Genomic DNA, 14,556 nt, shown 5'->3' on the forward strand with positions numbered 1-14,556 from the left:
ATTATGAGTTTATTTGTTACCTATACCATATAATATTTGCGCTACTGTACAGCAGAAAATTATATTCTGAAATCTTTCAATATCAACTAGAGGATAACATCAATTGTACAGTAAGTATATCCATCATCATTACTCTCAGTTAATACTATAGGTTCTATTTTTATAAATTTTGCACGAACAGCTGTCGGAAACAAAACTTCCTGAGTCATCGGATTGTTCTTAATGTTATTAAATATACCGTTGGTAATAACAGTTTTCCACTCCATCCCGTTAAAGCTATAGTAACAATTATATCTTTGAATTGTGCCTTTCTGTCCGGATATATCCGGTGTAAACTTCAATCCTCGGATTAAGCTCTCTCTATCCATTTCAATAATAATGGGCTTTTCCTTCTTTTCTGTATAAAGAATTGTCCCGTCTTTCTTCTTTGTAGTAACAATATCTTTCGATGGCTTGATGACAAATTTCACATCTTTTCTACTAGTTTGTTTTTCTCCTTCGGCTATAGATGAAATATTTTCAGGGGCATTGTATACCTCCAGATTATTGAGTAATGGTTCGGCCAAAGATTTGGAAATGTCGATCTTTATCTTTGAAGACGAAACCTGAGGTGTGCATAAGATTCTTTTATATCCTATTGTCGTGGCACTGGTTAAATCATTCCATATCTGCTCCTTGTCGTTCCAGTATTTTACGTCAAATTCAGCTATTCTTTGTCCGAGGGCTATATATTCTTGCAGTAATATTCTATTAAACACGACTGTTTTCCCGAAGTCAACTTCTATCGAGGCTGTTTTTATACCATCATCAGTTGCCCAATATGTACTTTTGTCTCCATCGAACAGGTTCGAGGTCGAATATTTATCCGAATTTCCTCGGGTATTACTTGCAGTGGCTTTCACATCTTTAGCAAGATTTATTTTAAGAGCCTTCTCCCGCGCTTCTTTAAATTCCATGAGGCGAATCGAATCGTTTGCATGTATTTGTCCTCTTCTGTCAGGTGGAACATTAAGGAGCAGGTTGCCGTTTCTTCCTACCGATGAGTAATATATATCCATCAGGTGAGATACAGATTTTACCTTGTCGTCTGTAGCCGGGCTGTAGAACCAACCGGGACGGATAGATACATCTACTTCGGCAGGGATCCAGTCTTTACCATCAGGCAATCCTTCGTTCAGTGTTTTTATATCCGGAGCATTTGCTCCGGGAGTGTATCCCTCTGCATTTATCATCGACCAGTTTGTTTCACCGGCATATCCTCTCTCATTTCCGACCCAGCGGCATCCGGGACCCACATCACTGAATATTATGGCATGCGGATGCTTTTCGAAAACTGTTTTGTGGAACAGGTCCCAATCATATACCTGTTTGGATGTTCCATCATTTGCACCATCGAACCATTGTTCGAATATATCACCATAGTTGGAATGTACTTCGTTCAGGGTATTTGCAAATATCTGATTATACTCAGGGGTATTGTAAGCCGGATGATTCTGATCCCATGGAGAAAGATAAACACCTAAAAGTAATCCGTATTTTTTGCACGATTCGGCCAAATCCTTTAAGATGTCACCTTTTCCATCTTTCCATTTGCTTTCACGTACTGTGTGGGTGCTGTATTCACTTGGCCACAGGCAAAAACCATCATGGTGTTTGGCGGTTATTATGATTGCTTTCATTCCTGCCGCTTTAGCTGTAGCAGCCCATTGGTCTGTATTTAGGTTGGTAGGATTGAATACTTCAGGGCTTTCCTTCCCGTCTCCCCATTCTACATCAGTAAAGGTATTCGGGCCAAAGTGGATAAACATATAATATTCCAGCTCTTGCCATTTTAGCTGTTGCTCGGTAGGTAATGCCCCATAAGCCGTAGGCTCTTTTACTTCGGTTTTGCAGGAAAATAAAGTGATCAATACAAGCATGATGCTCATTAATCCGGTCTTCTTTTTCATTTCTATGTGTCTTAAATGGTTATGAATAAAGCTTATAATAATATCGTTTTTTAAGGGTATTTAAATTAAGAACTTTGGGTCTTGTAATTCTTGCAAAGCCTCAAAAGGTAACACTTTTCATAGTAAGCATAGAATAACTAATACCTCCTTTACCTGTAACTGTTCTTAAACAAAGGTAACAGTTTTCAGTGAACAGTTAGTCGTCATCAGACAATAGTATTCTCTCACCCAGATGCTAAGGTTTAAAAAAGTAACAAAAGTAACAGCTTTTGCATTATTTTGTAGGGGGCGGAATATCTTCCGCCCCCTACAGTTTTCCCCAAAAAGTAACAAAGGTAACACGGAAAACAATTAATAATTAAGAATGAATAATTAGCTTGTCATGCTGAGTGGAGCGAAGCATCTCGTCAGTTATCAGTTAACAACTTGTATCTCGTGTCTTGTCTACTCGTATCTCATATAACTTTCAACTTAGTACTTAAAACTTGCTACTTCTTAAAAGGTAACAAAGGTAACACATATACCAGTCATCAGTTAACAACTTGTATCTCGTGTCTTGTCTACTCGTATCTCATATAACTTTTAAAACTTATTACTTTTTACCCTCTCTGTAGCCTCCCCTCGGGGAGAAACAACGTTCGACGGAACGAAGTGTAGTCAATGGAGGGGCCATCAATCTTTCAAAGAACTAATAGCTATCAGCTAACGGCTAAAAGCTATACATATAGATAAAGCAATATAAAGAAAGTAATACTCTTTTTTTACATCTAATTTGTATTGAATTTGGTCAGGGTTTCTCAGACTTCATATCATCATGATAGTATAAACTTACTTTGATTCCTCTCTTTGGGGGCAAATCTCTTCGGAATGCGATATTTTGGCTCTCGATATAACAAAAAGTAAAAAAAGAAGCATGCTACTGTATTATTGAATATACAGACATTAAAATATGCCCTACAACATATTCTTCTTTCCGTAAATATCTTAATATGTTAAATGTAAACGTTTTAATGTATTTTGTAAAAAATATGTGTGCGCACACATATTGTGTAATTAATAAAAATACTTACTTTTGTAAAAATGTGTGTGCGCACACAATTAAGTTCTTTCTGCAAAAAATGAAAAAAGATAATAGTAATATACGAATTGTAGATATCGCTAAACTTGCAGGTGTCTCAACGGGTACTGTAGACCGTGTTCTGCATAATAGGGGACGAGTGTCGGAAGAAAAACGTATCAAAGTAGAAGCTATTCTGAAAGAAATTAATTACGAGCCTAATCTGGTAGCACGTTTTCTTGCATCGAAACGTAGTTATAAGTTCGCCGTTATCGCACCCACCTATTCGGAAGGCGATTATTGGGAGCTTGTTTGCGACGGTATAAATCGTGCAGGAGATGAGATGAGGAAATTCAATATTAGTGTCGAATATTTTCATTTCAACCAGTACGACCGTTTTTCTTTTCTGAAAGCAGCTGACAAGTTTAAAGAAAAAGATTTTGATGGTGTGCTGCTGGCCACTCTTTTCGGTGAACTGGTTGTAAACCTGTCCAAAGAACTCGATGAAAAAGGCATTCCATATATATACATTGATTCGGACATTCAAAAACAAAAAGACCTCGCATACTTTGGCGGCGATTCCTTAGGTAGTGGAAATATAGCCGCAAAACTACTCCTGAAGGAAATTGGTCTCGATGCCGATATTTTCATCGCGCATGTACGATTCAAGTATAAAGAGATATCTGTGCAAATGAAAACCCGCGAACAAGGTTTTATGAAGTGCCTTTCCCAGTCTGATTATAAAGGTAAGATACATCATGTCGAAATCGATCCGGACAACCATCCTGCCGGACTGGAAAAACTTGAGGACATCCTTTCTCAAAGCGATACTCTGGTCGGCGGCATAGTATTAAACTCCCGGATATATGAACTGATCGCCCTTCTGGAAAAAGCTAAACCGGCTTTACGCGAAAGAGTCCGGTTGGTGGGCCATGATGCCATAGAACGTAACATAAGGGCACTCAAAAACGGACAGATTTCATTTATCCTTTCTCAACGCCCCGAATTGCAGGGATATGATGCTATCAAGGCATTGGCAAATTATTTTCTGTTTAAACAAGAACCGGAGAAAACCAACTTTATGCCTATAGATATACTCATAAAAGAAAATGTAGATTATTATAACAACTATAAATTATAAACATGAAACGAAACATGATTTTTATAAAATCTCCAAAATCAGCGATAACAAAAATCATGTGAGTTCCATATGGCAACTAAAATTAAAATTATTATCATATGAAAAACAGCTTGTTCAATATCGACGGAAAAGTAGTCCTCATCACAGGAGGATATGGCATTTTAGGTTCGCAGATGTCAGAATATCTGGCATCGGAAGGAGCTAAAATAGTTATACTTGGTCGTTCGAAAGAAAAAGGTGAGGCTTTGGCCGCTAAGATTAAAGCCAAAGGAGACGAAGCAATGTTCCTTGTATCAGATGCCATGAATGAAGAAAATCTGGTGCAAAACAGAGAGGAAATACTTAAAGCATATGGAAAGATCGATGTACTTATAAATGCTGCCGGAGGAAATATGCCGGGAGCAACCATTCCTCCGGACAAAACAATATTCGATGTCAAGGTAGATGCATTCAAAGATGTAATCGATCTTAACCTCTTCGGTACGGTTATCCCTACCCTTGTATTTGCAAAAGCAATGGTAGACAATGGGAAAGGAAATATAATAAATATAGCATCCATGTCATCTTTCCGCCCGCTGACCCGTGTTATGGGTTACGGTGTGGCAAAATCGGCTGTGGCCAATTTTACAGAATACATGGCAGGGGAATTGTCCACGAAATTCGGTGAAGGCTTCCGCGTAAATGCTTTGGCGCCCGGTTTCTTTATCACAGAGCAAAACAGAAACCTGATGCTCAATCCCGATGGTTCATATACCGACCGTGCAAAATCGGTTATCGCACACACGCCATTCCGCCGCTTTGGTGAATCGGAAGAACTTCTGGGGGCTATCCATTATCTGGTAAGTGATGCTTCCAGTTTTGTGAATGGTTCGATACTGGTTGTCGACGGAGGATTTAATACATTCTCAATCTAATTAGCGAATTAGCATATTCGGGAATTTGATAATTATTTCTATAAGAATTTGCTAATCTGCATATTTACTAATTTACGAATTGTTTATATATGATATTAAGTGAACAAACATGGCGCTGGTACGGGCCAAACGACCCTGTATCATTAGCAGATATAAGACAGGCCGGAGCAACCGGTATTGTAAATGCGCTACACCACATCAAAAACGGTGAAGTATGGACTGTCGAAGAAATACAAAAACGCAAAGACATTATTGAAAAGGCCGGACTGACCTGGTCTGTGGTAGAAAGTATTCCTGTACACGAACATATCAAGACACAGGAAGGAAACTACAAAGAATATATTGAAAATTACAAGGAAAGCATCCGTAATCTGGCAAAGTGCGGAGTGAAGATCATCACATACAACTTTATGCCGGTACTAGACTGGACACGGACCGATTTGGCTTATACCATGCCCGACGGGTCTAAGGCCCTGCGTTTCGAGCGTGCTGCGTTTATGGCCTTCGAGTTATTCATACTGAAACGTCCGGGTGCGGAAAAAGAATATTCAGCCGGAGATATCGCTAAAGCGAAAGCTCGCTATGAAAGCATGTCTCAGGAAGAAAAAGACCTTTTGGTACGTAATATGATAGCCGGACTGCCGGGTGCTGAAGAGAGTTTTACACTTCAGGAATTTCAGGCTCAACTCGACAGATATAACGGTATAGATGCGGAGACATTAAGGAAAAACCTGATATACTTTGTTAGTCAGATCGCACCTGTAGCCGATGAAGTGGATGCCGTTCTTGCTATTCACCCCGACGATCCGCCCTATCCGATCCTCGGTCTTCCTCGTATATTAAGCACCGAATCGGATTTTAATAAACTGGTAGAGGCCGTACCAAACAAATCGAACGGGCTATGCTTCTGCACAGGCTCATTCGGTGTAAGAGCTGATAATGACCTGCCGAACATGATAAAACGTCTTGGTGACAGGATAAACTTTGTTCATCTGCGCTCTACCCAACGCGACAGGGAAGGTAATTTCTACGAAGCAAACCATCTGGAAGGCGATGTGGATATGTACAGCGTAATGAAAGGATTTCTGGAAGTACAGCAAAAACGCAACATTTCCATCCCTTTCCGTCCCGACCACGGACATCAGATGATCGACGACCTGAACAAAAAAACAAATCCGGGTTACTCCTGTATCGGCCGTCTAAGAGGATTGGCCGAACTCAGGGGACTGGAATTGGGTATAGCAAAAACATTATATATAATATAAATAATAGATTTTAGCTACTAGCTGTTAGCCATTAGCCTATTAATGATGGCTAAAAGCTAAAAGCTAACGGCTAAAAGCTAAAAGCTTCTTCATCATGAAACAATTTTTAGACGATAACTTCGTATTACAAAACGAAACGGCAGAATATCTGTATCATCAGCATGCAAAACATCTGCCTATTATAGATTATCACTGCCATCTGGACCCGAAGCTGGTTGCTGAAGATTATCAGTTCGACAATCTGGGTGAAATATGGCTGGGCGGCGACCATTACAAATGGCGTGCAATGCGTACCAACGGTGTGGATGAACGCTACTGCACAGGAAAAGATACCACCGATTGGGAAAAGTTTGAGAAATGGGCAGAAACCGTGCCTTATACAATGCGTAATCCGCTCTACCACTGGACGCATCTGGAACTGAAAACAGCATTCGGTGTAACAAAAATATTAAAACCCGAAACAGCTAAAGAGATTTTTGACGAATGTACTGCCAAACTGCGCACTCCTCAATTCTCGGCTCGCGGACTGATGAAGCACTACAACGTGGAGGCTGTTTGTACGACAGACGACCCTATCGATTCGCTTCAATATCATCTGGCTTTAAAGAATGAGGGATTCTCTATCAAGGTGCTTCCTACATGGCGTCCCGATAAGGCTATGGCCGTTGAGATACCCGATGTATTCAGAGGGTATGTAGAGAAACTATCGGAAGTATCGGGCGTGGCTATCAGCAATTTTAGCGACCTGATTACTGCATTGCGCAAACGTCACGACTTCTTCGCCGGTGTAGGCTGTAAACTATCCGACCACGGTATCGAAGAATTCTATGCCGAAGATTATACACAAAGCGAAATCGATGCCATTTTCAATAAAGTATATGGAGGCAAAGAACTTACACACGAAGAAATCATCAAGTTTAAGTCCGCTATGCTTGTCGAAGGTGCGATCATGGACTGGGAAAAAGGGTGGACACAACAGTTCCACTATGGTGCAATCCGCAACAATAACACACGCCTGTTTAAACAATTAGGCCCTGATACAGGTTTTGATTCTATCGGGGACTTCACAATCGCAAAAGCCATGTCGAAATTCCTCAATAGGCTGGATACAGACAACAAACTGGCGAAAACAATCATCTACAATCTGAATCCACGCGACAATGATCTGATTGCTACCATGATAGGAAACTTTCAGGATGGTTCGGTTGCCGGAAAGATACAATTCGGTTCGGGATGGTGGTTCCTCGATCAGAAAACAGGGATGGAAGCGCAGATGAACTCATTGTCTAACTTAGGATTGCTTAGCCGCTTTGTAGGTATGTTGACCGACTCGCGCAGCTTCCTGTCATATCCGCGTCACGAATATTTCCGCCGCATCTTGTGTAATCTGATAGGAACAGATGTAGAACAAGGTTTACTGCCTTCATCCGAACTGGATTTTCTGGGTAAACTGGTCGAAAATGTATCATACTATAATGCGAAGGAATTTTTTAAATTTTAAACCTGTAGACAAGTTAACGAGTAGACAAGATACAAGTTATAATATCTTTGAGAATACAACTTGTTTACTCGTATCTCGTTCACTTGTCAACTAAAAAATATTAAAACAATATGAAAACAGTAATTGAAGAACGTTGGGGAACACATCCCGACGACGTAAAACATTACGACACCGCGCAATTGCGTAAAGAGTTTCTGGTAGAAAAATTATTTGAAGCCGACAGTGTATTAATGACTTATACACACAACGACCGCCTGATCATCGGCGGAGCCTTGCCTGTAAAAGAGGCTCTGAAACTGGAAACAGTAGACCTTATCCGTTCTGAATATTTCTGTGAACGCCGCGAACTGGGTATTATCTGTATCGAAGGTGAAGGCGTGGTTACAGTGGATGGAAAAGATTATAGTATGGGATTCAAGGATGCAGTATATGTAGGGCGTGGCTCCAGAGAAGTTATCTTCAAAAGCAATGATGCTGCCAAACCTGCAAAATATTACTTCGCATCTTCTCCTGCACATAAAGAATACCCTACTGCTCAGATCACATCAGCTATGCGCCGTACAAGGGATCTCGGTGTGCCTGCCACATCTAACGAACGTTTGCTGAACCAGATTATATTGAGCGAAATTGTTCCTTGCTGTCAGTTACAGATGGGTATGACCGAAATTAAGGAAGGAAGTGTTTGGAACACAATGCCTCCTCATACCCACTCGCGCCGTATGGAAGCATATTTCTATTTCAAAGTACCTGCACAGCAGGCTGTATGCCACTTTATGGGGCAACCTCAGGAAACGCGCCATATCTTTATGGGTGATGAGCAGGCTGTTATTTCCCCGTCATGGTCTATCCATTCGGCAGCAGGAACCAGTAACTATACGTTCATCTGGGCTATGTGTGGTGAAAATCTCGATTATGACGATATGGATACCTTCACTGCTGATAAACTGCGTTAAGCCATATATTATCAAAAAATAAATAATATGAAAAAAATATTTAGTTTCTTTCTTTCCGTTATATTTCTTTTCTCTTGTTCCTCAAACAAGGAAATGAATATAACAGTAGAAAATACAAGCGACTTTGATCGTGTAGCCGATGTGGTAGAAATCCCGTTAGACAGCATAAAAGCGAAAGTAACATTGACTGATAGTGCTGTTTATGTAGTAAAAAATAGTGCCGGAGAGATTATCCCGTCTCAGATAACATATGATAGAAAACTTATCTTCCAGCCGGAACTAAAGGCCAAAGAGTCAAAAAGTTTTGTTATCACTACCGATATAAACCAGGCTTATGAAGCAAAAACATATGGCCGCTTTATCACTGAGCGTAAAGACGACTTTGCATGGGAAAACGACCGTGTGGCATTCCGTATCTATGGTCCTGCTCTGATAGAATCAGACGGTCCGAGCAATGGTATCGATGCATGGTACAAGCGTACAAACAACCTGATTATCGACAAATGGTATAAAGCCGACCTCGCCGGAGAAGCATCATATCACGAAGACCATGGCGAAGGACAGGACGACTACAAAGTGGGGCGTACACTGGGCGCAGGAGCAATGGCTCCGTATGTGAATGATAAATTGTGGCTAAACGAAAACTTTGCTTCACAAGAATTATTGGATAATGGCCCTCTTCGTACAACATTCAAGCTGACATACAAAAATTTGGATGTAGATGGAAAATCCGTAGCTGAAAACCGGACTATCTCAATCGATGCAGGTTCTCAATTTTCTAAGATTGTGCAGGCTTATACTATAAAAGAGCCTATGACGGTAGCAGCCGGAATAGTAAAGAGAGAGAAAAACGATTCTATTATCTCTTCAGATAAATATGTCGTGTATGCCGAACCTAAGAGTGATATGGTAGACAATGTATATCTGGCATTGGTTTTACCTCAGGGAATAGATAAATCAATTGTCGACACATACACCGTTGACAATCCAAAAACAAAGAAGAAAGACACATATTCGCATGTACTGGCAATAACTACCCAGCAACCACACATCCCTGTAATTTATTACAGTGGCTACGGATGGTCTAAATTCGGGTTTGCGACAGTTACCGATTTCGAAAACTATGTGAAAGAATTCTCAGAAGGGTTGAATAATCCGCTAGTTGTAACATATAAATAGATAAATTCCAAAACACACTATGAAGAAAGTAGTAACATTCGGTGAAATTATGTTGCGTCTTGCAACTCCCGGATACCAGAGATTTATACAATCTAATAATTTGAACGCCACATTCGGTGGTGGTGAGGCTAATGTGGCCGTATCGCTATCTAATTACGGTATTCCTACCGATTTTGTAACTCGTCTGCCGAAAAACGACATCGCAGAATGGTGTATTTCCGACCTTCGTAAATACAATGTTGGCGTAAATAATATCATCCGTGGCGGCGACCGCGTAGGTATCTATTTCCTAGAAACGGGAGCTGTAGCACGTGCATCGAAAGTAGTTTATGACAGAGCCAATTCAGCCATTGCCGACATCAAGCCGGGGATGGTAGACTGGAAAGAAGTATTCAAAGACGCGCAATGGTTTCACTGGACAGGTATCACTCCTGCTATTTCGCAGGGTGCAGCAGACGCATGTCTGGAAGCTATCAAGGTAGCGAACGAAATGGGAGTAACTGTTTCCACAGACCTCAACTATCGTAAGAACTTATGGAAGTACGGCAAAACCGTATCGGAAGTTATGCCTGCACTGGTAGAAGGTTGTGATGTGATACTGGGCAATGAAGAGGATGCAGAGAAAGTATTCGGCATCAAACCGGAAGGCTTCGATGTAGCTCATACAGGCGGAGAAGTGAATGCCGCTGAGTTTGAGTCGGTATGTACACAAATGATGAAACGCTTCCCTCGCGCCAAGAAAGTGATTATCACACTTCGCGGTTCTATCAATGCAAATCATAATACATGGGGAGGATGCCTGTATTCAGATAAGTTGTATCAATCGAAACGTTACGACATCACACATATAGTAGACCGTGTAGGCGGTGGCGACTCATTTATGGGCGGGCTTATATACGGGCTTATCTCTTATCCGAATGACGACCAGAAAGCACTGGAATTTGCAGTAGCTGCCTCTTGTCTGAAACATACCGTATATGGAGATTTCAACCTCGTTACTGTACCGGAAGTGGAGAACCTGATCAAAGGTGACGGTTCGGGACGTGTGTCAAGATAAATAAACAGATACGAGTAGACAAGATACAAGAAAACGAGTTGACTCGTGTCTCGTATCTTGTTAACTCGTCAACTAATAAAATAAAAATATGCAAAATCAATTTTCATTAAACGGAAAAATAGCTTTAGTTACCGGAGCATCTTACGGTATAGGCTTTGCTATTGCTTCTGCATTGGCAAAAGCAGGTGCAACTATCGTCTTCAATGACCTGAAACAAGAATTTGTTGATAAAGGTCTGGCTTCATACAAAGAAGCAGGAATCAATGCCAAAGGTTATGTATGTGATGTAACCAATGAAGATCAGGTAAATGCAATGGTTGCACAGATAGAAAAAGAAGTGGGTGTTATCGATATCCTCGTAAATAATGCAGGTATCATCAAACGTATCCCGATGATAGAAATGAGTGCTGCTGAATTCCGTCAGGTAATCGATGTGGATTTGAATGCTCCGTTTATCGTTGCAAAAGCAGTTATACCCGGCATGATCAAAAAAGGTCATGGTAAGGTAATCAATATATGCTCTATGATGAGCGAACTCGGTCGTGAGACTGTATCGGCATACGCTGCAGCCAAAGGAGGTCTGAAGATGCTTACACGCAATATCGCATCCGAATACGGAGAATATAACATTCAGTGCAATGGTATAGGGCCGGGTTATATTGCAACACCTCAGACAGCTCCTCTACGTGAGAAACAGGCTGATGGTTCACGTCATCCGTTCGATTCATTTATCATTGCTAAAACTCCTGCTGCACGCTGGGGAACACCCGAAGACCTGGAAGGCCCGGCTGTATTCCTTGCATCACATGCCTCGGATTTCGTAAACGGACATGTATTGTATGTGGACGGAGGTATATTGGCTTATATTGGCAAGCAACCGTAAAATGAATTAAGAATGAATAATTAAGAATTAAGAATGGGAAAAGGAGCAGACTCTATACTAAATACTAAAAGCTATGCTTTTGCTATTCGTATAGTAAAACTATCTCAATTTTTACAAAAAGATAGATCCGAATATATTCTGTCAAAACAAATCCTGCGTAGTGGCACAGCTATTGGTGCTTTAATCAGGGAGTCTGAATTCGGGCAAAGCAAATCGGATTTTATACACAAGTTGAGTATTGCTCTTAAAGAAGCAAATGAAACTGACTATTGGATTTCATTATTGTATGATACAGAATATATTGACAAAAGCCAATATACGTCTATACAGGCAGATTGCAATGAATTAATCTCATTGCTGGTAGCTTCAATTAAAACGCTCAAAACAAATCTTAATTCTTAATTATTCATTTTTTTGTTTTCAATTCTTAATTATTCATTCTTCATTCTTAATTAATATGGCGCGATTTAGTAGAATAAAAGCCTGCCAGGTAATGGCAGAAACCGGAATGGTACCGGTATTTTACCATAGCGACCTGGAAACATCCAAGCAAGTACTGAAAGCTTGTTATGAAGGTGGAGTACGGGCTTTCGAGTTCACCAACCGTGGAGATTTTGCACACGAAATATTCGGCGAACTCAATAAATGGGCAGCAAAAGAATGTCCGGAAATGATACTCGGTATCGGCTCAGTTGTTGACGCAGGTACCGCTTCTTTGTTTTTACAACTTGGGGCTAACTTTGTGGTAGGTCCGCTGCTTAACCCGGATATTTTCAAAGTATGTAATCGCCGTCAGGTAGCTTATATACCGGGCTGTGGATCTGTATCGGAGGTAGGGTATGCCCAGGAATTGGGAGCTGAAGTTGTAAAAGTATTTCCTGGCGATGTTGTAGGACCGGGTTTTGTAAAAGGGCTGAAAGCGCCTATGCCATGGTCTAACGTGATGGTCACCGGAGGTGTTACCCCTACGGAAGAAAATCTGGCTAAGTGGTTCAGTGCTGGCGTTACTGCCGTAGGTATGGGCTCAAACCTGTTCCCTAAAGATGTAATTGCTGCAAAAGACTGGAGCAAGATAACGGAAATGTGTAAAGAAGCTCTGGCTATAATAGCTAAAATCAGGAAATAACATAACTCTTAAAACGATTCCATGAATAAACAAAAAATGACAAATTACAGGTGGACGATCTGTGCAATGCTTTTCTTCGCCACGACGGTTAACTACCTCGACAGGCAGGTATTGTCGCTCACCTGGGACGAATTTATTAAACCGGAGTTCCATTGGGATGAGTCTCATTATGGAACTATTACTGCTACCTTTTCGATAGTATATGCTGCATGTATGCTATTTGCAGGTCGCTTCGTCGACTGGATGGGTAGTAAAAAAGGATTCCTTTGGGCTATCGGGGTATGGTCGGTAGGTGCTTGTCTTCATGCTGTCTGCGGCGTATTTACCGAAGCCTATGTAGGAATGCACAGTGCTGCTGAACTGGCCGCAGCAACAGGAGATGTCGCAGTTGTGATCGCTACTGTGAGTATGTATGCCTTCTTGTTTGCCCGTTGTGTGCTTGCATTGGGTGAAGCCGGAAACTTCCCTGCAGCCATAAAGGTTACGGCAGAATATTTCCCGAAAAAAGACCGTGCTTATGCCACTTCAATATTTAATGCCGGTGCTTCAATTGGTGCCTTGATTGCACCTTTGAGCATACCCGTATTAGCGAAATTCTGGGGATGGGAAATGGCCTTTATTGTTATTGGTGCTCTAGGCTTCATCTGGATGGGATTCTGGGTATTCCTCTATGACTCCCCTGCCAAAAGCAAGCATGTGAATAAAGCAGAACTTGAGTACATTGAGCAAGATAAGCATGAAAATGGAACTGTAGATAGCGGAAAAGAGGAAGAAGAAAAAAAGATTCCTTTCTGGAAATGTTTCTCCTATAAGCAGACATGGTCTTTCGCTATCGGTAAATTTATGACCGATGGCGTGTGGTGGTTCTTCCTTTTCTGGACTCCATCTTACCTGAATACACAGTTCGGCATTAAAACTTCCGAAGGACTCGGTATTGCATTGATTTTTACATTGTATGCAATTACCATGTTATCGATCTTCGGCGGAAAATTACCGACTATTATCATGAACAAAACTGGAATGGATCCATATGCTGCCCGCATGAAAGCGATGCTAATATTTGCTTTCTTCCCATTGGTGGTATTATTTGCTCAACCGCTGGGTACAATTTCTCCTTGGCTGCCTGTGATAATGATAGGTATCGGGGGAGCTGCCCACCAGTCATGGTCGGCCAACATATTCTCTACAGTAGGCGATATGTTCCCTAAAGGAGCTATTGCGTCCATTACCGGTATTGGAGGTATGGCCGGAGGTATCGGTTCCATGATATTACAGAAGTCGGCAGGTAATTTGTTCGTATATGCAGATGAGACCCAAATGACATTTATGGGATTTGAAGGTAAGCCTGCGGGTTACTTTATCATTTTCTGTGTGTGTGCTGTTGCTTATCTTATAGGCTGGACTATAATGAAGTCACTAGTTCCTAAGTATAAACCAATCGACAATATATAATCAGATACGATAATATATAAAAGAAAAAGCAGAAGAAACTAAAATGTATTCTTCTGCTTTTTTTATTGACTACAAAGAT

General features: G+C 41.0%; 12 protein-coding genes. 11 read left to right on the forward strand and 1 reads right to left on the reverse strand.

Annotated elements, in window-relative coordinates; translation table 11 throughout:
* Positions 1-86: 86 nt before the first annotated feature.
* On the reverse strand, positions 87-1,949 hold the full coding sequence (locus QZL88_RS14955; protein WP_296942367.1) for an alpha-L-fucosidase: 1,863 nt from the start codon (positions 1,947-1,949) through the stop codon (positions 87-89).
* Positions 1,950-3,067: 1,118 nt separating this feature from the next.
* Here QZL88_RS14955 and QZL88_RS14960 point away from each other — a divergent pair.
* The 11 genes from QZL88_RS14960 (at position 3,068) to QZL88_RS15010 (ending at position 14,477) form a co-directional block, all read left to right on the forward strand.
* Positions 3,068-4,147: a substrate-binding domain-containing protein gene (locus QZL88_RS14960; RefSeq protein WP_296942369.1), complete on the forward strand. Its 1,080-nt coding sequence runs from the start codon at positions 3,068-3,070 to the stop codon at positions 4,145-4,147.
* 98 nt (positions 4,148-4,245) lie between these two features.
* Positions 4,246-5,061, forward strand: coding sequence for an SDR family oxidoreductase (locus QZL88_RS14965; protein WP_296942371.1), 816 nt, complete (start codon positions 4,246-4,248; stop codon positions 5,059-5,061).
* Positions 5,062-5,150: 89 nt separating this feature from the next.
* Positions 5,151-6,326: a mannonate dehydratase gene (uxuA, locus tag QZL88_RS14970; RefSeq protein ID WP_296942373.1), complete on the forward strand. Its 1,176-nt coding sequence runs from the start codon at positions 5,151-5,153 to the stop codon at positions 6,324-6,326.
* A 94-nt stretch (positions 6,327-6,420) separates the two neighbouring features.
* Positions 6,421-7,827 (forward strand): glucuronate isomerase, encoded by a 1,407-nt coding sequence (gene uxaC, locus QZL88_RS14975; RefSeq protein ID WP_296942374.1) that lies wholly within the window; start codon positions 6,421-6,423, stop codon positions 7,825-7,827.
* 110 nt (positions 7,828-7,937) lie between these two features.
* Positions 7,938-8,780, forward strand: coding sequence for a 5-dehydro-4-deoxy-D-glucuronate isomerase (gene kduI, locus QZL88_RS14980; protein WP_296942376.1), 843 nt, complete (start codon positions 7,938-7,940; stop codon positions 8,778-8,780).
* Between the two features lie 27 nt (positions 8,781-8,807).
* Positions 8,808-9,959 (forward strand): DUF4861 domain-containing protein, encoded by a 1,152-nt coding sequence (locus tag QZL88_RS14985; RefSeq protein ID WP_296942378.1) that lies wholly within the window; start codon positions 8,808-8,810, stop codon positions 9,957-9,959.
* A 19-nt stretch (positions 9,960-9,978) separates the two neighbouring features.
* Entirely contained in the window at positions 9,979-11,016 is a 1,038-nt protein-coding gene (locus tag QZL88_RS14990) for a sugar kinase (protein ID WP_296942380.1), read from the forward strand.
* Between the two features lie 88 nt (positions 11,017-11,104).
* A complete protein-coding gene (locus QZL88_RS14995) occupies positions 11,105-11,899 on the forward strand; it encodes a gluconate 5-dehydrogenase (protein WP_296942382.1) in 795 nt (264 codons plus the stop codon).
* 33 nt (positions 11,900-11,932) lie between these two features.
* Entirely contained in the window at positions 11,933-12,301 is a 369-nt protein-coding gene (locus tag QZL88_RS15000) for a four helix bundle protein (protein ID WP_296942384.1), read from the forward strand.
* A 55-nt stretch (positions 12,302-12,356) separates the two neighbouring features.
* Complete coding sequence (locus tag QZL88_RS15005) at positions 12,357-13,025, forward strand: bifunctional 4-hydroxy-2-oxoglutarate aldolase/2-dehydro-3-deoxy-phosphogluconate aldolase (protein ID WP_296942386.1); 669 nt, start codon at positions 12,357-12,359, stop codon at positions 13,023-13,025.
* A 21-nt stretch (positions 13,026-13,046) separates the two neighbouring features.
* Positions 13,047-14,477, forward strand: a complete 1,431-nt coding sequence (locus QZL88_RS15010) for an MFS transporter (RefSeq protein ID WP_296942388.1) — start codon at positions 13,047-13,049, stop codon at positions 14,475-14,477.
* The last annotated feature ends 79 nt before the right edge of the window (positions 14,478-14,556 follow it).

It is taken from the genome of uncultured Dysgonomonas sp. (assembly GCF_900079725.1).
In the GTDB taxonomy this organism is placed as follows: Bacteria; Bacteroidota; Bacteroidia; order Bacteroidales; family Dysgonomonadaceae; genus Dysgonomonas.

What these genes read in the sequence shown, in the direction of transcription:
- kduI (WP_296942376.1), top strand. Translation starts at nt 7,938, where the DNA reads ATGAAAACAGTAATTGAAGAACGTTGGGGAACACATCCCGACGACGTA.
- QZL88_RS15005 (WP_296942386.1), top strand. Translation starts at nt 12,357, where the DNA reads ATGGCGCGATTTAGTAGAATAAAAGCCTGCCAGGTAATGGCAGAAACC.
- QZL88_RS15000 (WP_296942384.1), top strand. Translation starts at nt 11,933, where the DNA reads ATGGGAAAAGGAGCAGACTCTATACTAAATACTAAAAGCTATGCTTTT.
- uxaC (WP_296942374.1), top strand. Translation starts at nt 6,421, where the DNA reads ATGAAACAATTTTTAGACGATAACTTCGTATTACAAAACGAAACGGCA.
- QZL88_RS15010 (WP_296942388.1), top strand. Translation starts at nt 13,047, where the DNA reads ATGAATAAACAAAAAATGACAAATTACAGGTGGACGATCTGTGCAATG.
- QZL88_RS14965 (WP_296942371.1), top strand. Translation starts at nt 4,246, where the DNA reads ATGAAAAACAGCTTGTTCAATATCGACGGAAAAGTAGTCCTCATCACA.
- QZL88_RS14990 (WP_296942380.1), top strand. Translation starts at nt 9,979, where the DNA reads ATGAAGAAAGTAGTAACATTCGGTGAAATTATGTTGCGTCTTGCAACT.
- QZL88_RS14995 (WP_296942382.1), top strand. Translation starts at nt 11,105, where the DNA reads ATGCAAAATCAATTTTCATTAAACGGAAAAATAGCTTTAGTTACCGGA.
- QZL88_RS14960 (WP_296942369.1), top strand. Translation starts at nt 3,068, where the DNA reads ATGAAAAAAGATAATAGTAATATACGAATTGTAGATATCGCTAAACTT.
- QZL88_RS14985 (WP_296942378.1), top strand. Translation starts at nt 8,808, where the DNA reads ATGAAAAAAATATTTAGTTTCTTTCTTTCCGTTATATTTCTTTTCTCT.
- QZL88_RS14955 (WP_296942367.1), bottom strand. Translation starts at nt 1,949, where the DNA reads ATGAAAAAGAAGACCGGATTAATGAGCATCATGCTTGTATTGATCACT.
- uxuA (WP_296942373.1), top strand. Translation starts at nt 5,151, where the DNA reads ATGATATTAAGTGAACAAACATGGCGCTGGTACGGGCCAAACGACCCT.